This window comes from Paenibacillus sp. cl123, from assembly GCF_900101595.1.
Lineage (GTDB): Bacteria > Bacillota > Bacilli > Paenibacillales > NBRC-103111 > Paenibacillus_G.
In genome coordinates this window covers 466,525-486,894 of sequence record NZ_FMYY01000002.1, presented here as the reverse complement: position 1 = coordinate 486,894, position 20,370 = coordinate 466,525, and the positions used below count along the sequence as shown (strand labels likewise).

18 protein-coding genes are annotated in these 20,370 nt (G+C 53.4%); 1 reads left to right on the top strand and 17 read right to left on the bottom strand.

Features of this window, described 5'->3' with window-relative positions; all coding sequences use genetic code 11:
* Nucleotides 1–41: 41 nt before the first annotated feature.
* The 3 genes from BLR08_RS06200 to BLR08_RS06190 all read right to left on the bottom strand — a co-directional run bounded on the left by BLR08_RS06200 (nucleotide 42) and on the right by BLR08_RS06190 (nucleotide 2,428).
* Complete coding sequence (locus BLR08_RS06200; RefSeq protein ID WP_072327388.1) at nucleotides 42–764, bottom strand: amino acid ABC transporter ATP-binding protein; 723 nt, start codon at nucleotides 762–764, stop codon at nucleotides 42–44.
* Complete coding sequence (locus BLR08_RS06195; RefSeq protein WP_072327389.1) at nucleotides 757–1,437, bottom strand: amino acid ABC transporter permease; 681 nt, start codon at nucleotides 1,435–1,437, stop codon at nucleotides 757–759. The genes BLR08_RS06200 and BLR08_RS06195 overlap by 8 nt, the downstream gene beginning before the upstream one ends.
* A gap of 145 nt (nucleotides 1,438–1,582) precedes the next feature.
* Entirely contained in the window at nucleotides 1,583–2,428 is an 846-nt protein-coding gene (locus BLR08_RS06190) for an ABC transporter substrate-binding protein (protein ID WP_072327390.1), read from the bottom strand.
* A gap of 200 nt (nucleotides 2,429–2,628) precedes the next feature.
* Between BLR08_RS06190 and BLR08_RS06185 the strand changes: the two genes are divergently transcribed.
* Nucleotides 2,629–3,891, top strand: a complete 1,263-nt coding sequence (locus BLR08_RS06185) for an MFS transporter (RefSeq protein ID WP_072327391.1) — start codon at nucleotides 2,629–2,631, stop codon at nucleotides 3,889–3,891.
* 204 nt (nucleotides 3,892–4,095) lie between these two features.
* On the opposite strand, the gene BLR08_RS06180 is transcribed toward BLR08_RS06185, so the two are convergent.
* The 14 genes from BLR08_RS06180 to BLR08_RS06115 form a co-directional block, all read right to left on the bottom strand.
* The gene (locus BLR08_RS06180; protein WP_072327392.1) at nucleotides 4,096–4,311 is read right to left on the bottom strand and encodes a YezD family protein; all 216 of its coding nucleotides are present in this window, start codon (nucleotides 4,309–4,311) and stop codon (nucleotides 4,096–4,098) included.
* 128 nt (nucleotides 4,312–4,439) lie between these two features.
* Nucleotides 4,440–5,273 (bottom strand): alpha/beta hydrolase, encoded by an 834-nt coding sequence (locus BLR08_RS06175; protein WP_072327393.1) that lies wholly within the window; start codon nucleotides 5,271–5,273, stop codon nucleotides 4,440–4,442.
* A gap of 20 nt (nucleotides 5,274–5,293) precedes the next feature.
* Nucleotides 5,294–6,355, bottom strand: a complete 1,062-nt coding sequence (locus BLR08_RS06170) for an ABC transporter ATP-binding protein (protein WP_072327394.1) — start codon at nucleotides 6,353–6,355, stop codon at nucleotides 5,294–5,296.
* A 5-nt stretch (nucleotides 6,356–6,360) separates the two neighbouring features.
* Entirely contained in the window at nucleotides 6,361–7,248 is an 888-nt protein-coding gene (gene cysW / locus BLR08_RS06165) for a sulfate ABC transporter permease subunit CysW (RefSeq protein ID WP_072327395.1), read from the bottom strand.
* A gap of 17 nt (nucleotides 7,249–7,265) precedes the next feature.
* Entirely contained in the window at nucleotides 7,266–8,102 is an 837-nt protein-coding gene (gene cysT / locus BLR08_RS06160; RefSeq protein ID WP_072327396.1) for a sulfate ABC transporter permease subunit CysT, read from the bottom strand.
* An 18-nt stretch (nucleotides 8,103–8,120) separates the two neighbouring features.
* Nucleotides 8,121–9,236 (bottom strand): sulfate ABC transporter substrate-binding protein, encoded by a 1,116-nt coding sequence (locus tag BLR08_RS06155; protein WP_072327397.1) that lies wholly within the window; start codon nucleotides 9,234–9,236, stop codon nucleotides 8,121–8,123.
* A 619-nt stretch (nucleotides 9,237–9,855) separates the two neighbouring features.
* Nucleotides 9,856–10,284, bottom strand: a complete 429-nt coding sequence (locus BLR08_RS06150; protein ID WP_072327767.1) for a Fur family transcriptional regulator — start codon at nucleotides 10,282–10,284, stop codon at nucleotides 9,856–9,858.
* A 240-nt stretch (nucleotides 10,285–10,524) separates the two neighbouring features.
* Complete coding sequence (locus tag BLR08_RS06145; RefSeq protein WP_083536551.1) at nucleotides 10,525–11,682, bottom strand: CobW family GTP-binding protein; 1,158 nt, start codon at nucleotides 11,680–11,682, stop codon at nucleotides 10,525–10,527.
* A 167-nt stretch (nucleotides 11,683–11,849) separates the two neighbouring features.
* Complete coding sequence (locus tag BLR08_RS06140; RefSeq protein WP_072327398.1) at nucleotides 11,850–13,469, bottom strand: extracellular solute-binding protein; 1,620 nt, start codon at nucleotides 13,467–13,469, stop codon at nucleotides 11,850–11,852.
* Between the two features lie 104 nt (nucleotides 13,470–13,573).
* Complete coding sequence (locus tag BLR08_RS06135; RefSeq protein ID WP_256257325.1) at nucleotides 13,574–14,482, bottom strand: carbohydrate ABC transporter permease; 909 nt, start codon at nucleotides 14,480–14,482, stop codon at nucleotides 13,574–13,576.
* Between the two features lie 32 nt (nucleotides 14,483–14,514).
* Entirely contained in the window at nucleotides 14,515–15,477 is a 963-nt protein-coding gene (locus BLR08_RS06130; protein WP_072327399.1) for an ABC transporter permease, read from the bottom strand.
* Nucleotides 15,478–15,669: 192 nt separating this feature from the next.
* Complete coding sequence (locus BLR08_RS06125; RefSeq protein WP_072327400.1) at nucleotides 15,670–17,433, bottom strand: sensor histidine kinase; 1,764 nt, start codon at nucleotides 17,431–17,433, stop codon at nucleotides 15,670–15,672.
* A 35-nt stretch (nucleotides 17,434–17,468) separates the two neighbouring features.
* The gene (locus tag BLR08_RS06120) at nucleotides 17,469–18,617 is read right to left on the bottom strand and encodes a trans-sulfuration enzyme family protein (protein ID WP_083536555.1); all 1,149 of its coding nucleotides are present in this window, start codon (nucleotides 18,615–18,617) and stop codon (nucleotides 17,469–17,471) included.
* 84 nt (nucleotides 18,618–18,701) lie between these two features.
* Nucleotides 18,702–20,354: a response regulator transcription factor gene (locus BLR08_RS06115; protein ID WP_083536556.1), complete on the bottom strand. Its 1,653-nt coding sequence runs from the start codon at nucleotides 20,352–20,354 to the stop codon at nucleotides 18,702–18,704.
* Between the last annotated feature and the right edge of the window lie 16 nt (nucleotides 20,355–20,370).

The following is a 20,370-nucleotide window of genomic DNA, read 5'->3' as shown; positions in this document are numbered from 1 at the left end:
TATCGTTCACCTACCCGTGTCGGACAACCGGGTTTCGTAGGCTACAGCACTTTGCGCAGAAAGTCTTGCGTCCTAGGATGCCGCGGATTCGCAAATACGTCGGCAGGCTGCCCCTGTTCGACGATCTGTCCACCGTCCATAAAGATCAGATGGGTGCCTACCTCGCGGGCGAAGCCCATCTCATGGGTCACGACAACCATCGTCATCCCTTCCGCCGCCAGCTCCTTCATCACGTCAAGCACCTCGCCGACCATCTCGGGATCGAGCGCCGAAGTAGGCTCGTCGAACAGCATAACCGCCGGCGACATCGCCAAAGCCCTGGCGATCGCGATACGCTGCTTCTGGCCGCCGGAGAGGCTGGACGGATAAGCTCCCGCCTTCTCGGATAAGCCTATCCGCTGAAGCAGTCGCTGCGCAATCTGCTCGGCTTCCCCCTTGGACTTCTGCTGCAGCTTGAGCGGAGCGAGCGTAATATTATCCATGACCGTGAGATGCGGGAACAAATTAAATTGCTGGAACACCATTCCCATCCGCTGACGGAGAGCGTTTAAATCCTGCTTCGCCTGCAGCAGCGAGACGCCGTCGAATACGATATCGCCGCCGGTCGGCTGCTCGAGCAGATTCAGACAGCGCAGGAAGGTGCTTTTCCCCGAACCGCTGGGACCGATGACGACGACCACCTCGCCTTTGGCTATATCGATATCGATTCCGTTCAGCACTTTGTTGCTCCCGAAGGCTTTATGCAGACCCGTAACCTTAATCATAGGTTCTCATCCTCCTCTCGGCCAAACCAAGCAGCTTGGACAGCGTAAAGGTCATCACGAAATAAATAAGCGCTACAACCGCAAGCGGGCCGAACGTCTGGAACGTATTGCCCCGCACCGTATCGAAGCTGTACATCAGCTCGCCGATCCCGATGACGGACACCAGGGACGAATCTTTCACCACGATAATAAATTCATTGCCCAGGGCCGGCAACACATTTTTGAACGCCTGCGGCAGCACAATAAACCTCATCGCCTGGACATGGGACAGCCCAAGCGAACGCGCCGCCTCCATCTGTCCTTTGTCGATCGCCTGAATGCCCGCGCGGAACACCTCGGCCACATACGCAGAGCTGTTGATGGACAACGCGATGACGGCGAAGGAAAAGTCCGGAAACGAAACGCCCATCAAAGAAAAATCAGGCAGCTTAACGCCAAGGTTAGGCAGGCCGTAATAGATCAGAAACAGCTGCACCAGAAACGGGGTGCCCCGGATGAACTCGATGTAAGAAGCCGCCATCGCCTTGAGCGGCCACACCCGGGACATCCGCATCAGACAAAAGATCAGACCGAAGATAACGCCTAATATGATCGTGAAAAAAGCAAGCAGCAGCGTAATCTTCGCTCCATTGAGAAAAAACATGTAGTATTTAGGCAAAAATGAAAAGTCCACAAAGCCCCTCCTTCCCTAAAATGACTCCGACTCCGATAAAGCAAGCAAACGCGAGAATGTCTGAGATTCAAACAAAAACCTGCCGAAGTCCGGCTTCGGTCAGGTTTTTGGCACATGCGGTCCACCTACCGCTAGCTGACGAGGCTTATTGGACCTCGACCAGCTCATTGGCTTCCGTCACGAATTTATCGATCTGCTTGTCAGCGATGAGCCTGTCCAGCGTTTTGTTCATGGCGGCGATCAGCTCGGGGTTATTTTTCTTCACGGCGATAGCGGAGCCCGCATCCTCAACGGCCAGTTGGATGTCGGCGAACGCCAGGTCTTTATTTTTGCTCAAATAAGAGGCCGCGACCGGCTTCTCCACGACAAGAGCTTCGATCTTTTTATTCTTCAGCTCGAGCATCAGATCGGAGATTTTGCTAATGGCCTTAAGCTCCGACTGCGGAAACTGCTCCTTGACGATCGTTTCTTGAATCGCGCCCTTCTGAGCCCCAACCTTCTTGCCCTTCAGATCGGCGATTGTTTTATATTTGCCTTTATCCTCAGCCCGCACAGAAACGGTTTGCACGGCTGTATAATACACTTTGGTAAAGTCCACGCTTTGGGCGCGTTCCTCCGTTGGCGTCATACCCGAGATGACAAAGTCGATTGCGCCCGCTTCAAGAGCGGGAAGGAGACCGTCAAATTTCATATCCTTCATTTCCAGAGTCACGCCCAGATCCTTGGCGATTTCCTTGGCAATCTCGATATCGAAGCCGACGATTGTGTCCTTTTTGTCCACTTCCTTGTGAAACTCGTACGGCGGATAGTCAGCGCTGGTGCCTACGACGATTTTGCCGTTTTTCTTAATTTGCTCGAGCTTGCTCGCGGCAGCGCTCGGCGGTGCTGCCTGATCTCCGCCGGTTGTGGTCGCTGCAGGTTTAGTTCCGCAGGCGGAGAGCACGAGAGCAGAGCATAAAATAATGGAGCCTAGTATCTTTTTATTAAACATAGGTCAATTCCCCTTTCCGAGTAACTTCAACATTATATTATATTCGACGTTTGTTGACAACTTTTTTCCTCCTCGACCATAGGCATAAAATAATGGCTTAATCGTCACAATAAGCAGGTATGATCGTCTACCGGCAGACCGGCGACTTTCCTTTTCCCTATCAATAAAAGCCGCAATCTACGAAGGGTGACTAGAAGTATATGGAAAAGAATCAAAAGAAAGCTCTTATCGCTGCCGCTTCTGTCCCGTTAATCATGACGTTGGGCAATTCGATGCTCATCCCTGTTCTGCCCTCTCTGCAGAAAGAGCTTCAAGTAAGCTCGTTGCAGATCAGCTTGCTGATTACGGTGTATTCGATCGTAGCCATCGTCCTTATTCCGCTGGCCGGCTATTTGTCAGACAGATTCGGGCGCAAGAAGATTATGCTGCCGAGCCTTATCATCGCCGGGGCCGGCGGCCTTCTGTGCGGCACCGCCAGCTGGTTTGCAGGCGATCATACGTATCTGGTCATCTTGCTTGGACGTTTGATTCAGGGGATCGGGGCCGCGGGGGCCGCGCCTATCGTCATCCCTTTGATGGGCGATATGTATGAAGACGAGCGCGAGGTCAGCGGCGCTTTGGGCATTATCGAAACCTCCAATACGCTCGGAAAAGTGATCAGCCCGATTTTGGGCTCATTGCTTGCGTTATGGGCCTGGTATGCCGTTTTCCTGTCTATTCCGGTGTTCTGCCTGGCATCCGTCCTGCTGGCCGTCTTCCTTATTAAGGTTCCTAAGCGGGACAAAGCCGACTCGTCGGCGCAGCAGCGACCGGGGCAATTTTTCTCTTCGTTAGCCGGCATCGCCAGACAGGAAGGACGCTGGCTGTCCGCCATTTTTGCCATCGGCGCTGTGGCGATGTTTGTGCTGTTCGGCGTATTATTTTATTTGTCCAATGTGCTTGAGGAGCTGTTCGGCATACACGGGGTGTGGAAGGGAACCTTGCTGGCCATTCCGCTGTCGGCGTTATGCTTGTCTTCCTTTTTAACCGGCAAATGGATAGGGGAAAACAAGGCCCGCATGAAATGGGTAGCTGTAGGCGGACTCGGCATTCTTGCCCTGTCGCTATTCGGAATTGCGAGATTCGGAACCGATCCTTTATGGCTGTTATTTGTTTGCGTTGGCCTTGGAGGGATCGGGATCGGCGCCTCTCTTCCCTGCATGGACGCTTTGATTACGGAAGGCATTCGCAAGGAGCAGCGCGGAACCGTCACTTCTCTGTACAGCAGCATGAGGTTTATCGGCGTGGCGCTTGGGCCTCCTGTCATTTCTATCGGTATGGATCGCTTCCCTGGCTGGCTGTTCTACGGTCTCGGCGCTCTCTCCCTGCTCGCTCTGCTGTACGGCCTGTTTGCCGTTAAGCCGGAGCGCGGGAATCGCCGCGCTTCCAAGCCGGATCTACCTCCCGGCAGCGAACCGGCATAAGAACCGGCTTAGCCCCTGACGCAGGCAGTGTGGAGCTATTGCTTGCTTACCTAATGCGGAGAAACCGGCGGAAAATAGCTCGCCTGAATGCGTGGAAAGTGTTCGCCTTTTCGCACGCATCAAAAAAACGGCGGCCTCATTAGGGCTGCCGTTTTCCTTTGCGGCCCGTCTGCTCTAAGGACGGGCTGTTCTTATTTACAACCGCTAAGACTGGGCGCGCTGCTGCTTCGCTTGGGGCGATTCTTTTTTGATCGCCGCTGCATCCGATGAGGAGGAATCGAACCTTTTGCGTTCCGTGCGTTCGATTTGCACGATTCTGCCGTCATGTACTACTATTTGAACGCTGCCGTATTCCAGTCCGTCTACGCTTTGGATAATCCGTTTCGTCCAAAGATCGTCTATAATTAGCGGTTTGGCCATCATCGGTTCCTCCTTTAGAAGTCCGGCGAACAACAAGCGGCTGCGGCCAATCGGGGTCTTTACTCGCTGTTTCAACTCCCTGCCCGGCTCTCCTGCCACTTGTTCACCTGACTTTTAGATTTGTTTGTCTATATCGTCCAGTCATTCCAATCCTTCTTCTGCTTCTCCAGAGCGAGCAGCCAGTCCCGTGTCCGTCCAATGACCTCGGCCTTCGCCTGACCGCCCGAGAACGTATGGTCCGCCTGGAAAATTACTTCCTTGTCGCACTGGCCCTGAATTCGCAGCCAAAACAGCTTTTGGTACAGGAAGCAATAATCGACCGGGATCACTTCGTCATTCGTTCCGTGAACGAGCAGCACATCTCCTCCGAACTTGCGCAGCTGCTCGAATGGCTGATGCCGGGTTAAGCTTTCGAAAAACACAGGCTTAAGCGCGTACCCCAAATAATCCGTGGAGCCATTCTGGACAGCCTGTTCATAAGCCTTCTTGCCGGTAATTCCGACAATATCGTTAAAAGGATATGCCACGGAAGACCACATCACAAGTGTTTTCACCCGCTTGTCGCGGGCTGCGGTCAGCAGAGCTACGGCCCCGCCGAGGCTGTGCCCGAGCAGGATAACCCGCTGCGGATCGACGCAATCGATGCCAAGCGCATAATCGATGACGCTGCGGGTCTGATCGATCAGCGCATCAAGCCCGCCCTCGCCGTATTCGCCTGTGCTTTCGCCGCAGCCGCCATAGTCGAAGCGAAGCACCATATAGCCATGCTGCGCCAAGTCACGTGCCGCCAGCACGAACAGGCGGTCTACGCCGATGCGGCTGCCGATGAAGCCATGAGCGACGATGACGATCGGAAGGCGCTTGTCGGAGCGCGATTCATCGGTTCCCGTTCCGAGTGCGGGATAATGCAGAGTCGCCGCGAGCTCGATGCTGCCGCTTTGTATCGTGATGTGATGTTCCATAGCGATCTCTCCTTAGACGATTAGATATGAACGGGCAGCGGATCGATCTTGAGCTCGTTCTCCAGCGTAAGCTGCTCTTGTTCATTAAATACATACAATCTGTGAATCAGTACGGCGACCTCATCGCCTACATTCAGCTCGGGAAGCTCCAGTGTCCGGTAAGCGAATACCCGCTCTCCCTCAACTTCCACTTCAATCTGCCAATGAACGCCGCGGAAGTAAACATGTTTGACGATCCCCTTCTCCGCAGCGGAGGGAAATGAAACTTCGCCAGGGCGGCCCAGCTCGATAAATTCGGGCCGGACCATCGCCTTCGCCCCCGGCAGCCTATCCGGATCAAAGCCCTTGAAGGAAGCGATATCCTCGATCGGGTTCGATTCGCCGATAAAGCCGGCGACAAACGGCGTTCTCGGATGCTTATAAATATCGAGGGGAGTGCCCTTCTGCTCCAGCTTGCCGTTATGGATGATCATGATCTGATCGGCTACCTCAACAGCCTCTTCCTGATCGTGAGTAACGAAGATCGTCGTAATTCCGACACGGTCGATCATATCCTTAAGCCAGGTGCGGAGCTCCTTGCGAACCTTGGCGTCAATCGCTGCGAACGGCTCGTCGAGCAGCAGCAGCTGCGGCTCGGGCGCAATAGCCCTGGCGAAAGCAACACGCTGGCGCTGCCCTCCCGACAGCTGATGCGGAAGACGCTTTTCCAGCCCCTTAAGGCCCGTCAGCTCGATCAGCTCACTCACCCGTTGCTTGATCTGGGCCTTGCTCCGCTTCTGCACCGTTAAGCCGAAGGCAATATTATCGAAGACGCTCATATGGCGGAACAGCGCATAGCTCTGGAAGACGAAGCCGATGCCGCGGCTTTGCGGCGGTTCGTCGTTCACGCGTTTGTTGTGAAACAATATGTCCCCGGAATCCGGTTCTTCCAGGCCGGCCAGCATCCGCAGAATCGTCGTTTTGCCGCCGCCGCTCGGTCCGAGCAGCCCGATCAGCTTCCCCTTCTCGATCTCGAAGCTGACGTCTTTGGTCGCTTGAAAGCTGCCAAAGCTTTTGGTCAAGTGTTTGGCAACGATATGCATAGGCGTTATTCCCCTTCCCGGATTTGCTCCCTGGCATGCTTCCACTCCACGGCTGACTTGACCAGCAAGGTCACGACGGCAAGCAGGACGAGCAGCGAGGCGATGGCAAATGAACCGGCAAAATTATATTCGTTGTACAAAATCTGAATATGCAGCGGCATCGTATTCGTCTCTCCCCGGATATGACCGGAGACGACCGATACGGCGCCGAACTCGCCCATCGCTCTGGCATTGCAAAGGATGATTCCGTACAGCAAGCCCCACTTGATGTTCGGGATTGTCACTTTCCAGAAGATCCGCCAGCCCTTCGCTCCGAGTGTGACGGCAGCCTCTTCTTCCTGCGTTCCCTGCGATTGCATCAGCGGGATCAGCTCGCGGGCCACGAAGGGGAAGGTGACGAAGACAGTCGCCAGCACCATGCCGGGCAGCGCGAACAGGATCTTGATGTCATGCTCCTGCAAAAACGGGCCGAACCAGCCCTTCGCTCCAAACAGCAGAACGAAGATCAATCCCGCGATAACGGGGGAGACGGCGAACGGCAGGTCGATCAGCGTAAGCAGCATATTTTTTCCCTTGAATCTGAACTTGGAGATCGCCCAGGCGGCAGCGATGCCGAAGACCAGATTCAGCGGAACGGCGATCGCCGCCACCTGGAGCGTTAACCGGATAGCCGCGGCCGCATCCGGCTCGACGAGCGCGGCTTTATATACTTCCCAGCCTTTGCGGAACGCTTCGGCGAAAACGCTAACCAGCGGCAGAATTAGCAGCAATCCGAGAAACAGCAGCGCTATACCGATCAAAATAAACTTGACCACAGGCGCTTCCGTGACAGTACGGGAGCGCGGGGAGGATTGCCTTCCCGCCTTGCCCGCTGTTGTGACATAACCGGCCATTTGATGTCCTCCCTGACCTACACGTTAGCCATGCGGCGATTGGCTCGCCACTGGATCAGATTGATGATGAATAACGTCGCGAATGAGATGACCAGCATAACCAAGGCGATCGCCGTAGCTCCGGCATAATTGTACTGCTCGAGCTTCGTCATGATCAGCAGCGGCGCAATCTCGGTCCTCATCGGCATGTTGCCGGCGATGAAGACGACGGAGCCGTACTCGCCGACGCCGCGGGCGAACGCCAATGTGAACCCGGTAAGCAGCGCCGGCAGCAGCGCCGGGAAGATGATGGTGCGGAAGGTGCGCCATCGTCCGGCTCCCAAACTGGCGGAAGCTTCCTCGACTTCCTTTTCCAGTTCCTCGATCACCGGCTGGAGGGTCCGCACGACGAACGGAATGCCGATAAAGGTCAGCGCCAGCGTAATGCCGAGCGGCGTGAATACGATGCGGAATCCGTACGGCTCGAGCAGCTTGCCGACCCAGCCGTTCTGCGAATAGATCGTCGTCAAGGCGATGCCGGCTACGGCCGTAGGAAGCGCGAACGGCAGATCGACCAGCGCATCGACGACCCGTTTGCCTGCGAACGAATACCTCACCAGCACCCAGGCGACGATGAAGCCGAACACCGCATTGACGAAGGCGGCGGCGAATGCCGTCCCGAAGCTGAGCTTGAGCGATGCGACTACACGCTCATCCGTGACGGTAGCCCAGAAGTCCGCCCAGCCCATACCGGACGTCTTGATAAAAATGGCCGATAAGGGAAACAGCACAATCAGACTTAAGTACAGCACAGTAAATCCCATCGAAAGCCCGAACCCGGGCAATATACTGCGTTCTTTCCAAGCTATACGCATGCCGGCTGTCTCCCTTGCTTACGGTTTATAAATTTTGTCGAAAGTCCCGCCGTCGCTGAAATGCGTTTTTTGCGCCTTCTGCCAGCCGCCGAACGGCTCGTCGTTGATAGTGAACAGGTTCACCTTGGCGAATTGGTTCTCGTACTTCTTGGCAACCGACTCCAGTCGCGGACGGTAATAGTTTTTAGCCGCGATCTCCTGGCCCTCTTCCGAGTACAGATACTCCAGGTAAGCCTGTGCGACCTCACGCGTTCCCTTCTTGTCAACGACTTTGTCGACGACGGCCACCGGCGGCTCAGCCAGGATGCTGACCGAAGGCGTGACGATCTCGAATTTGTCTTTGCCGAACTCGTTGATCGACAGGAAGGCTTCGTTCTCCCAGGCAAGCAGCACGTCGCCGATTCCCTTCTGCACGAACGTATTGGTGGAATCACGCGCCCCGGAATCCAGAACAGGCACGTTCTTGAACAGCTTCTGCACAAATTCCAGCGCTTTGGCTTCGTCCTTGTTGCTCTTCTGGTAAGAGTAGCCCCAGGCGGCCAAGTAATTCCAGCGGGCGCCGCCCGATGTTTTCGGATTCGGCGTGATGACCTGAACGCCCGGCTTGATCAGATCGTCCCAGTCCTTGATGCCCTTCGGATTGCCCTTCTTCACCAGAAATACGATCGTTGAGGTATAAGGCGTGCTGTTGTCCTTAAGCTTGCTCTGCCAGCCTTCCTTGATCAGGCCGGCCTCCTGGATCGCATCGATATCGTAAGCGAGCGCCAAAGTCGTCACATCGGCTTCGAGGCCGTCGATGACCGAACGGCCCTGTTTCCCGGAACCGCCATGGGATTGCTTGATTGTTACGGTCTGGCCTGTTTTCTTGGACCAATAAGCGGCGAATGCTTTATTGTAGTTGACATACAGCTCGCGCGTCGGATCGTAGGACACGTTCAGCAGCTCGACCGGCGCCTTGGCGGCCGCGGCAGCGGGCTTGGAGCTGTCAGCCGGCGCGGGTGTCGCGGCTCCGCCGTTTTCTTTGGTGCCGCCTCCCGTGCCGCATGCGGTGAGACCAACCATCGATAGTGTTAATGCTCCGAACAAAGACCATTTGCCGACCGACCGGAATACTTGTTTGTGTAAAGTTAACATAAGAGCTTCTCTCCCCTTTTATCAATAAATCTTATGATTTGGATAAAGTTTATGGCTGTCTCCGACTTGCACTAGGCAGTCATCGCCAGGGATAAGCGCTCCGGTCGTCCGGTCACTAACTTATTAATCCGATAAACTTACTTAGTTATGGATGTATATTAGCATCCGGCTTTTTGTCCTGTCAATCACTTTTTGGAAATTTTGCGGATGAACACAAAAAGAAGCTGTTCCCGTATGCACGTATGCAGCGGGCAGCTTCTTTGAATGAAAGAAAATAACTTGGATGTTGTTTGCCATCTCGTTCACGCGACACCTGAGGAACGACTGATGCTTCAGGCAAGTTTTTACTGTTGGCGGACAAGCGGGGGTTAGTTGGGCGCGTTTGTACGATTTTCCGCATAATCGCCCGGCTTTGGGCCATCTGCCGGACGCGTTTGTACGACTTTTCGTATAAACGCCGGGCTTTGGCCATCAAATGGGCTCGTTTATACGATTTTCCGCATAAACACCCGGCTTTGGGCTATCAGCCTGGCACGCTTGTGCGACTTTTCGCATAATCGCCGGGCTTTGGGCCATCTGCCGGGTGCGTTTATACAACTTTCCGCATAAACGCCCGGCTTTAATTGGTCGGCTGCTCCGTCCCGGCTTGCCCCGCGCTGGCACTCGCATTGGTGCAATCATCGCAATAACCGAGAATATCGAATCGATGGTTGACGATCCGGAAATCTTGCGGCAGATTCGGCATATGCTTCATCGGGCAGAACTCGAACGGCACCGTCTTCTCACAATTCAGACAGATCAGATGATGATGGTGGTGGGTTCGGCAGCGCGCCCGGAATTTCAAACCGTCGTTCAAATAAATCTGCTCCAGCACGCCCATCTCGCTTAGCAGACGTAAGTTGCGGTAAACCGTATCAAAGCTGACGCCCGGGTATGACGTCCGCATATAATCATATACATCCTTCGGAGACAAGTAACCTGTCGATTCGGCGAATAACGCCGCCAGGCTTTTGCGCTGGTCGGTAATACGCCAGCCCTTGGACGACATCGCGCCGATGATCTCGCGGATCAATTCCTGTACATCCTGCGCTTCATCGTGCGTATGTCCATGATCATGTCCGTGATCATGCTCATGCCGATGTTCATGGTCATGAGTAGGGTCATCCTTATGCTTATGCTCCTGCGCATGAGCTTCTGCGTGTTTGTGTTCTTGTGTTCCCATAGCGACCTCTTCTCTAAGCATCGTTGGCGTCTTTCTTCTAATAATGCCTTACCCGGACGCCTTACGTCAAGGCAGGGGACGTTCTCCGGCCGCGTTACCTGCGTCAAGCGCGGCCAGTTCACGCACCAATGCCGTCTTGTCGAAATGCTCGCCGATAAATACGGCAACGCTCGGCACCTCCGCTTTGGGCGTTATTTTAATAAAATCTGCCTGGCGGTACGCATATTGGAACATAAACGTACTCGCGGTATCGGTAAACCGCAATACCCCTTTGGCCCGGAAAACCGTCTCCGGCAGCCGCCCGATCAACGCCTCGAATTGCTCGCTGTCGATCGGCCCGTTAAAATAATGCGTATACGCTACCACATGCTCATGGGTAACATGCGGAGCTTGCTCAGCTGCGGCGTCTTCCTCCCCGGCGTGGCTCGCATAGCTGCAGGAGGGGTCATGGCTGACGGCCGCCGGATCATGCGCATGCTGCGAGTGTCCAGTGCCATGGCCATGTGCGCCGCAGGAGCAGGATGCAGCCTCGTCCCTCCGGCGATGCCCGGTTACAGAGCCTCCCTCCAGCGAATCGAACAGCGTAAAATCGATCTCGCTGCGGACCGTCAGCAGCATCGGAGCCGTATCGTTCAGCTCCCGGATCGCCGCTTCCAGCCTGGTCCATTCCGACGGCGGCACCAGGTCAGTTTTGTTCAGCAGCAGCAGCGTCGCGCAGCGGATCTGATCGGACATAAGCCGGAAGGTTCGTGACCTTGGCGAAACGGATCTTTCGGCAAATTGCGCCGCATCGACGACCGTGATCACCGAGGCAAGCCTGACATGCGTAAGCAGCGAAGCATCGGTCACGCCATCCAGCATTTCCAGCGGATTGGCCGCGCCCGTCGATTCCACGAAAATCACATCCGGCTGATGCTCATCGATCAGCTGCTTCAGCTCCATCCCCAGATCGCCGCGGATCGTGCAGCAGATACAACCGCCCAACATCTCCGTTGTCGGGATGTCCGCATCCAGCATCATGCCGTCGAGATTGACTTCGCCGAGTTCGTTCATAAGCACGGCCGGCTTGCGACCGCTCATCTTATAGTAGTCAAGCGCTCGCGTCAGCAGCGTTGTCTTGCCGCTGCCGAGGAAACCGCTTAATATATGCACGGGAACGACATGCGGCGCTGCCTGCGGGGAGGAAGTCACTGAGGTTTGAGTATGACTATCATTCGTTTGCATATAAAGTTTCCCTCCGTTTTTCTTCAAATTGTAGGCTTGACCGGCCGGAAAGTCAATTTATAAGTAAACATTACGAAGGCGGGATGCAGTCATCCCTCCTCCTCCTGTGATGATAGAACAAGAAAGGAGCTCCCAGACTTTACGCCGAGAGCCCCTTATTCCCTATGTCATTGCTTCAGCTGCTGAAGCGCTTGTGTCATCTCCTTGTCGTATTCGCGTCCGCCAATCTTCTCCCAGGCGGCGAGCATGGCATCGTACTCCTTGGCCGGATCGTTTGAAATAATGATCTTCGAGAACGAATCGTTCAGTAATTTTGCGATCGTATCTTTATTCTTCTGTGAGAAAGGACGCGGCATGGAGAGCATCGGCTCCGCCTTGCCGTATTTCTGAAACAATTCGGTTATACGGAAATTTTCGGTCGCAGAGTACTCAGGATCAAAATATTTGGCGCTTTCGGCTTTCTTTCTTAATTCTTCCTTCTTAGCAGGCGGCTGCCCCTGCTGCACGATGGCAAGGTCTTGCGCAAACCAGCTAACTTCCCTGCTATATTTCTCGGGATCAATAGGGATTCTGAGTCCGTCTTGCAGTTTCCAGTGCACACCTTCCAGACCGGATTGGACGTTCGCAATCACTTTATCATTAGCCATCCAGTTCAGGTACTTGATCGCCGCTTCAGCCTGCTCCTGCTTGCTTGATTTCGGGATCATAATAAACATGCCATATGATGGATTAGACATCATCGCTTGTGTACCGTCCTTGCGCTTAAGCGGATCGAGTACGACCCATCTTGCATTCGGAACAGCTTTCATCGTTTTGTCCGTCAAGGTTGTGCTGGTATCGTTGGAATCGACGAATCCTGCAGTACCCGTTGCAATATACTGGTTATACTGCTGCGCGTTAACGTCGGTAGCAAATTCCTTCGGCAGCAGACCTTCCTTATACAGCTTGTTTAAGAACAGGAACATTTCCTTCGCTTGCGGCAGCGCCACGTTCGAAACGAACTGACCATCGACGAGATTGCCGCCGAGCATATCCGTTCCGTTATTGGTCCCATCGTTCATGATGCCGTACGAAAGGCCAATATTATAGAGGAATGCTTTGCCAATCGCCGGGAATGCCCACGGCACAACCTTGTCTTTGCCCACGCCGCCCGGGTCCTGTTCCTTGAACGCCTTCAGAACGGTATACAGCTCATCGACTGTCGTAGGCGCTTTCATACCGAGCTTATCAAGCCAATCCTGACGAATCTTGAAGATCGGTCCGACATGCGGATTGCCTCGAAGCATAGGAACCGAATAGGTTTTCCCTTTATACTTCCCGACCTGATCAAACGCCGCTTTGTTGTGGGCCAGCAGCTGCTGTCCGTTTTTTTTCAGCAAATCGTCCAGCTCCCAAATCCCGCCCTGATCGGCATATCGAAAAAGGGTGTCTTGGCCATATGTAAAAATAATGTCCGGAGCCTGCCCCGAAGCAAGCCATACGTTAAGCTTATCCTCGGCCTCGCCGCGTGGAACGGTGGCAAACTCAAGGTCGATTCCCAGCTTTTTCACTTCGTCCTTCGTCCATTGGATAAGCGGGGAATCATCCAGCTTCATACTGGCGGGGGCGTTCCCGCGGTCGTAGATCATGACGCGAAGCTTGGTCTGTTTGGCCGGAGCCGCAGTATCGGAGCCCGGAGTTTGGTTCGGTGCGGTTGAAGATCCGCCGGAACTGCAGCCGGCCAACAGCATCGTGGCTGCAAGAACGAGCGATGCGCTCAGCTTGATCTCTTTTTTGAGCTGTTTCATTATCCTTCTGATTCCTCCCTCTCATAGTTACATCCTACAGGCTATATAAAATGGACAAGTCCATTCCCTGTCTATCATGACAATCCGTATCTTAGCTGCGCGATTCAGCCCTTAACCGATCCGAGCAGCGCACCCTTCACAAAGTACTTTTGCAGGAACGGGTACACGATCAGAATCGGCACGGTGGCGAAGACGATGACTGCCGCTTTAAGCGATTCCGCGATTACATTCAGTTCGTTTTCTTCCTGCATCGTTTCAAGCGAGGTGTCCATCTGCGACAAAAGCAAAACGTTGCGCAGATGAACCTGCAGCGTCCAATACTTCGGATCGTCATTGTAGATGAGCGCGGCGGAGTAACTGTTCCAATGTCCGACTGCGTAAAACAGGCCAATTGTCGCCAGCACCGCGCCGGACAAAGGGAGCACGACGGTCAAGAGATAGCGTATGTTGCTGCAGCCGTCGACAACCGCCGCTTCGCGAAGCTCGTCGGGCATATTCTGGAAGAACGTTTTCATGATAATCACATTGAACGCGCCCACAAGGCCCGGAATCATCAATACCCAATACGTATTCAGAAGTCCGAGCGATTTAATCAGCAGGTATCCGGGAATCATGCCGCCGCCGAACATCATGGTAAAGATCATATAGTTCATGAAATACCCGCGCCATTTTAAATCCCGACGGGATAACGGATAAGCTGTCAAGATGGTCGCGACCATGTTCAGCAACGTTCCGAAGACGGTCGTATATACGGTGACTCCCATCGCTTTAAGCACGTTTTGGTCCAACAGCACCGCGCGCATCGCATCCCATTGAGGCTCCACCGGCCAGATCAGCACCTTACCGGCTTGAATGGCATGATCGCTGCTGAAAGCGTTGGCGAACGTGTTCAAGAAAGGGAACAAGCACATAAATGTCAATAACGAGATCAGCGTATAATTCACGGTATGAAAAGCGATGTCGCCGTAGCGAACCGGCTTTACCCTTTTCTTTGCCGAAGGCTGTGTCTGCAACAAAGCTCATCCTCTCATCTTTTTGTCTATGTTTACCAAATACCCTCGCGCCCTGTCAATCTTGCCGCATAGTTCGCTCCAACAATGAGAATGAGGTTAATGACCGACTGCACCATGCCGACAGCTGTCGTCAACCCGAACTGGCCGCCCTGGATCCCGACTTGGTACATATAAGTGCTGATCACGTCGGCGACATCTGTGACAAGAGGATTCATCAGCGCCATGGGCTTCTCGAAACCGATCGACACCATATGTCCGACGTTCAGGATAAGCAGGACGACAACCGTTGGCAAAATGGCGGGAATCGTAATGTGAACTATTTTGCGGAAACGCCCCGCGCCGTCCATAATGGCCGCCTCGTAGAGATGCGGGTCAACCGTCGTAATCGCCGCCAAATAAATAATCGTACCCCACCCGACTTCCTGCCAAATGCCCGAGCCGATATAGGTGGTGATCCACCAGCCCTTGGAGGCCATAAAGTAAATCGGTTCTAAACCAAAGTACTTCAGAATTTGGTTGATGACGCCGTACTGCGGGGACAAAAGCGCGTACACGATGCCGCCCAAAACAATCCAGGACATAAAATGCGGCAAATAAAGCAGCGACTGCGAGATTCGTTTAAAATACTTGTTTCTTACTTCGTTAAGCAATAGCGCCAAAATAATCGGTGTCGGGAACCCGATTAAGAGTCCCATAATGTTAAGCGTCAAAGTATTGCGAACGATCTTAAAGAAATCGGGGAGCATCAGCATATCCTTGAAATACTGAAAGTTGTTCCATTCGCTCGCGAATACCCCCTTAAAGATGTTATAGTCTTTAAATGCAATTAGCAGCCCGAACATCGGAATATAAGAGAAAATTAGAAAGTAAAAAAATCCGGGGCACAGCATCAAGAGCAAATCGTAGTTCCTGGTTAATTCATCCAAGAAGGCACCGCGAGCCTTTCGCTTCGTACTGGCCGCAACTCCGGGAATCGGGGACGCTTGGGTATCCATACTCCATACTACACTCCTCTCTGCGCTTTGCTTTAACTTCATGTCCCCAGTATAGAAGTAAATGAAAGCGGTAACAATTAGGCGTTTTTTACTTTTTATTAGTTTATTTGCTCTATTTAGCTTCAAAAAAATAAAGCCGCGGTCGAGAAAACCGCAGCTTCCAATGCATATAGATAGGACTGATCCTTTGCTTTATATGGACCTTACCGGCTCCCGAAACAGCGGAATCCGAATTTGCACCGACGACCCTTCGCCGATTTCACTCTCGATGGAAATGCCGTAATCGTCGCCATACAAAATCCGGATTCGTTTGTGTACGCTGATTATTCCGACATTCGTATGCTTTTCCTTGCTTTCCACCGCATTGTAGCGTTCCGGATGCAGAAGACGTTCAATTGTCTCCTTGTCCATCCCGATCCCGTTGTCCCTGACTACTATTCGCAGGTCGCCGCCGTCGCGCCTGCACTCGATGTGGATTTCGCCTACGCCAGGCTTCTTTTCAATACCGTGAATAACCGCATTCTCGACGATCGGCTGCAAAATAAATTTCGGCACCGCATGGCCCATCAGCTTCTCGTCCAGATTATATTGCACTTGAATCTTATCGCCGTAGATCATTTTATGAATCGACAAATAATCTCCGATAAATCCGATTTCCTCGCTAAGCGGGATAACGTCCCCCTTCCGGCGGATGCTTTCGCGGAGCAGACGGCCGAGCAGGTACACCATCTCCCCGATTTCGTCCTGCCCCTTGATCTTGGCCAAACTATGAATCGCTTCCAGCGTGTTATATAGAAAGTGGGGGTTCATCTGGGCCTGCAGCGCCTTGTACTCAAACTGAAGCGTACGATATTCCGCTTTCTGCTTTAAAAGCTTCTCGAGATAAACGGTGTTGAACAGCTCGTGGATGCGTTCTACCATCAAATTGAATTTTTCAGCCAGCAAGCCGATCTCGTCCCGCCCCTTCGGCACGATCACTTTTTGGTGAATGTCCAGCGCGAAGCTTGACATGGTGTGGAGCAGCATCCGAACGTTGGCCGTAATGCTCTTCGAGATGATCGCAGCCAGCAGAAATGCAACTACTAGCGCCGTTACCATGGTACCGATCGTCCAATACTTGATGACGTCTGTGCCCTGTATCAGCTGACTGATATCGATGGCCTGCAAAATTTTCCACTTATCGTAATCTGTAGCAAGGACCTTTAACATATAGCGCTTGCCCATGTATGTAAATCCATTCTTCAACGCTGTCTGTGACTCAAACAGCCTGTTCTCCATAATATACTGGACAACGGGACTTTGCTGCTGCTCGCGGATGAGCAGTTCGTTATTGTCATTCAGGAAAAAAATATCGGCGCCTATCAGCATCGTCTCATCCTTGACAATACTGTTGATGTACCCGCTGTCGAGGCCGACAGCGAGAATGCCTCTGTAATTGTTCGTCGGAACATCATAGATCGCCCGCGCCATAAACACGGTGCCCTTAGCCCCCCGAAACCATAAGGCGCGCCCTCTGGCCGCCAGCACGTCATCGGGACGCAGCTTTTCCATCAGCTCCTGCTGATAGTACTTCAGGTTGCTTCGTTCAATCGCGTACGATCGCCCGTACCTGTCTATAATTTGCACCGCCTGAAAATAATCCTGGTCAAACATCAAACTGTTCATGAAATCGGAGATATACTTATCCCGGTCAAATGCTTTCTCGTTCGTTTCCGGTATGAGACTCAGCTGCTCGCTCAGGCTGGAGCTGCGGTATTGCCGGAAAACGAGCTCCTCTACGTCCGCTGTCCGCTTCTCCAGCGTAATCCCGACTTGTCTAAGCAAATACTGGGAGAACTCCCCCGAATTGCGGCGGATCGCGTCTACGGAGACGAAATAGTTCACCGTACTGATCATCAGCGTAGTAATGACGATCAGTACAACAAACGATGCTAGAAATTTGGACCTGAGCTTCATATTTGCCAACATATCCCCAATACGCCGAATTGGACTCACCTGCAATGCGAGGTTAAAGCGCGGTCAAGATCGCCGATAATCGACTCCAAGCTTTCAAGCCCGACTGAGATGCGGAGCAGCCCAAGCGGAATGCCGATACGGCGGGATGTTTCCGCATCGATCCCGAGGCCCGGGGAGTTAATTAAGCTTTCGAAGCCGCCCCAGCTGGGTCCTTCCTCGAAAATGTCCAGACTTTTCATCATGCTGCGGATTTGCTCCGGCGTCCCTTTCGGCACGAAGCTGAGCAGGCCGGAGAAGCCGGTCATCTGCCGCTTGGCCAGCTCATGCTGGGGATGACTCGCGAGTCCGGGATACAGCACCCGCTCGACAAGCGGATGAGCCTCAAGAAAGGCGGCAACCTGAAGCGCGCTCTCCTGGTGCTGCTTCATCCGCAGCGGCAGCGTCCGCAGACCGCGGGCAAGCAGCCACGCTTGATGCGGGTCCATTACGGCGCCGAACAAGCTGCGCTCGTTGTCCGCGAGCGATTGCATCCTCTCCCGGCTTCCGACAGCGGCCCCGCCCAGAATATCGCTATGTCCGCCAAGATATTTGGACGCCGAATGGACGACCAGATCGATGCCGAAAGCGAGCGGATTTTGATACAGCGGTGTCGCCCACGTATTATCCACGATCGTCGTGATGCCATGCGGCCTCGCAAGCGCAGCCACACCGGCCAAATCTTGCAGCGTAAATAGGTTCGACAACGGCGTTTCCAAATAAATCGCCTTCGTATTCGGCCTGATCGCCTGCGAGAATTCTTCCAGGCTCTCGCCGGATACGAATGTCACCTCCACGCCGAATCGGCCCATGTAAGTCTCAAGGAACACTTTGGTCGGGACATATACCGCCTTCGGACAGATGATGTGGCTGTCCCGCTCCAGAACCTGCATAAGCACAGCCGAGATTGCTCCCATGCCCGAAGAGAAGCAGCGCGCTTCCTCGCCCCCCTCCAGCGCAGCGATCTTCTTCTCCGCCAGCTCGATCGTCGGATTGCTGACACGCGTGTACGTGTAGCCATGGTTCATCTTTTTGCGCGTAAACAGTGAATTCTGATATAGCGGAGGCACAATCGCACCAAGGTGCCGGTCATAGTCATCGCCGTGGTGGGTGCAAATATCGGCTTTCGTCATAGTTTTGGGGTCCATCCGTAATCATTCCTTTGCAGTTTTCATGAAAGAAAGGACGGTCTGGCGGCACGCATGCGTCCGTAATCCCCGTCCTTTCCTCTTTCATAACATGTTCAGTTTTACGGGAGAGCCTTTGCATTGGTTTTTATAGCTCTTCGGCGAGATGCCTTCCAGCTTTTTGAACACTTGATAGAAGTAAGCGTAGTCCTTGTAGCCGACCATTTCGCCCACCTCGTTCACTTTATACTTCGGGTTCCGTAAAAGCCGTTTCGCCGCTTCGATTCTTGCCTTGTAGACGAGATCGACGAAGTTGATGCCGGTCTCTGCTCGCAGCAATCGGCTCAGGTAGCTCGGACTAAGGCCAAAATGTTCGGCCACTGCGGTCAGACTGATGTTGTCGGCAAAGTTCGAATTGATGTAGTCAATTACTTCTTTGACCATCAGGCTGTACTCCTTGTTTCCTCCCTCGAGCTTGAGTTTAATGCTCTTGATAAAGGCTTCCAGGTATTGCGAAGCCCCCCGCATGCTGCCAAGCTGGTAGATATCGCACAGAATCTGGTCGATGCTCTTGTCGAGGCCAAACTCATCTCCCGTGACACGGTAATAGAAGCGCGCCAGCGCCAGACAGCTCTCGGACAACAGTCCTTTGGCCACCAAAATATTACCCTCGCTGTAAACCGCGATCTTCTCAAGCAACTGTTCAAGCTGCTCGATCATCTGCTCGATGCTCGATTGCTCAAACAGCTGATCGAACCGCTCCAGATCGCGTATGATCGAAAGCTTGCCAGGCGCTGCCGACGAAGGAATTTGATCGAAGTAGAGCAGCGGTTCTTCGCTGCGAAAAAAGCCCGCCTCAATCAAACTGGCAGCCTCTGCGTAGGCTTCGGACAGCTCTTTTAGCGACTTGCGGGCGGAGCTGACAGTGATGCGGCAGCTCAGGCCGTTGTCCCGCTGGAGCTCAAGCACGAGATCCTGGCAGAACGGCTGAAGCTTCATCCGCACCTCACTTTGCCAGAGCGGCCTCGAAAACAGGCAGACCAGGACAAGCTGATTATGATGAGAGCAGCCAACGATGTCGAAGTCCGCTTGTTTCTTTACCCGATGGACGGTTTCGAAAAGTCTGGCATATTCTCTGGAAAGGTTGAAATCGCTTTCGCCGGTGAAGCCGCGCGGTCCGGTAGAAATGATAAGCACGATGAAGCTTTTAAACTGAAGCCCAAGCTCCTGCTGAACCCGATTGACATCCATGGATTCCGGCATGTAGCCGCCAAGAAGGTCCATAATCAGCTTGTTTGAATACGCTTCCGATTTTTCTTTCATTTGGTCTGCTTGCAAAAGCCTGTCGTCGAGCTCCTTCACGGCGGAGGAAATGGCAACCTGGAGCTCTGCATTGCGAATTGGCTTAACGATGAAATCCATCACGCCGATCCGGATTGCACGCTGCGCATATTCAAAATCCTGGTATCCTGTGATCAGGATTGTTTTGGAAGCGGGCCTTATTTCCTTCAAGTGTTCGGCCAAATCAAGCCCGCTAAGCCCAGGCATTTTGATATCAGTAATGAGTATATCCGGCTGCTGCTCCAGAATGACGCGTTTCCCTTCGATACCATCTTCAGCCTGCCCCACGACCTCGCAATGCAGCTTATCCCAATCAATCGTCTGCACGATCGATTGGCGAATCAACGGCTTATCATCGATTACGACGACCTTCTTCTTCAGCGGACATCCCTCCTTACATAGCGAATTATACAACAAGTTCCAGCGGTTGTCC

Bases quoted from the DNA above. Each gene is read 5' to 3' on its own strand.
- BLR08_RS06200 (WP_072327388.1), bottom strand. From the start codon at position 764: ATGATTAAGGTTACGGGTCTGCATAAAGCCTTCGGGAGCAACAAAGTG.
- BLR08_RS06190 (WP_072327390.1), bottom strand. From the start codon at position 2,428: ATGTTTAATAAAAAGATACTAGGCTCCATTATTTTATGCTCTGCTCTC.
- BLR08_RS06185 (WP_072327391.1), top strand. From the start codon at position 2,629: ATGGAAAAGAATCAAAAGAAAGCTCTTATCGCTGCCGCTTCTGTCCCG.
- BLR08_RS06180 (WP_072327392.1), bottom strand. From the start codon at position 4,311: ATGGCCAAACCGCTAATTATAGACGATCTTTGGACGAAACGGATTATC.
- BLR08_RS06175 (WP_072327393.1), bottom strand. From the start codon at position 5,273: ATGGAACATCACATCACGATACAAAGCGGCAGCATCGAGCTCGCGGCG.
- BLR08_RS06170 (WP_072327394.1), bottom strand. From the start codon at position 6,355: ATGCATATCGTTGCCAAACACTTGACCAAAAGCTTTGGCAGCTTTCAA.
- cysW (WP_072327395.1), bottom strand. From the start codon at position 7,248: ATGGCCGGTTATGTCACAACAGCGGGCAAGGCGGGAAGGCAATCCTCC.
- cysT (WP_072327396.1), bottom strand. From the start codon at position 8,102: ATGCGTATAGCTTGGAAAGAACGCAGTATATTGCCCGGGTTCGGGCTT.
- BLR08_RS06155 (WP_072327397.1), bottom strand. From the start codon at position 9,236: ATGTTAACTTTACACAAACAAGTATTCCGGTCGGTCGGCAAATGGTCT.
- BLR08_RS06150 (WP_072327767.1), bottom strand. From the start codon at position 10,284: ATGTCGTCCAAGGGCTGGCGTATTACCGACCAGCGCAAAAGCCTGGCG.
- BLR08_RS06145 (WP_083536551.1), bottom strand. From the start codon at position 11,682: ATGCAAACGAATGATAGTCATACTCAAACCTCAGTGACTTCCTCCCCG.
- BLR08_RS06140 (WP_072327398.1), bottom strand. From the start codon at position 13,469: ATGAAACAGCTCAAAAAAGAGATCAAGCTGAGCGCATCGCTCGTTCTT.
- BLR08_RS06130 (WP_072327399.1), bottom strand. From the start codon at position 15,477: ATGGATACCCAAGCGTCCCCGATTCCCGGAGTTGCGGCCAGTACGAAG.
- BLR08_RS06125 (WP_072327400.1), bottom strand. From the start codon at position 17,433: ATGAAGCTCAGGTCCAAATTTCTAGCATCGTTTGTTGTACTGATCGTC.
- BLR08_RS06120 (WP_083536555.1), bottom strand. From the start codon at position 18,617: ATGGACCCCAAAACTATGACGAAAGCCGATATTTGCACCCACCACGGC.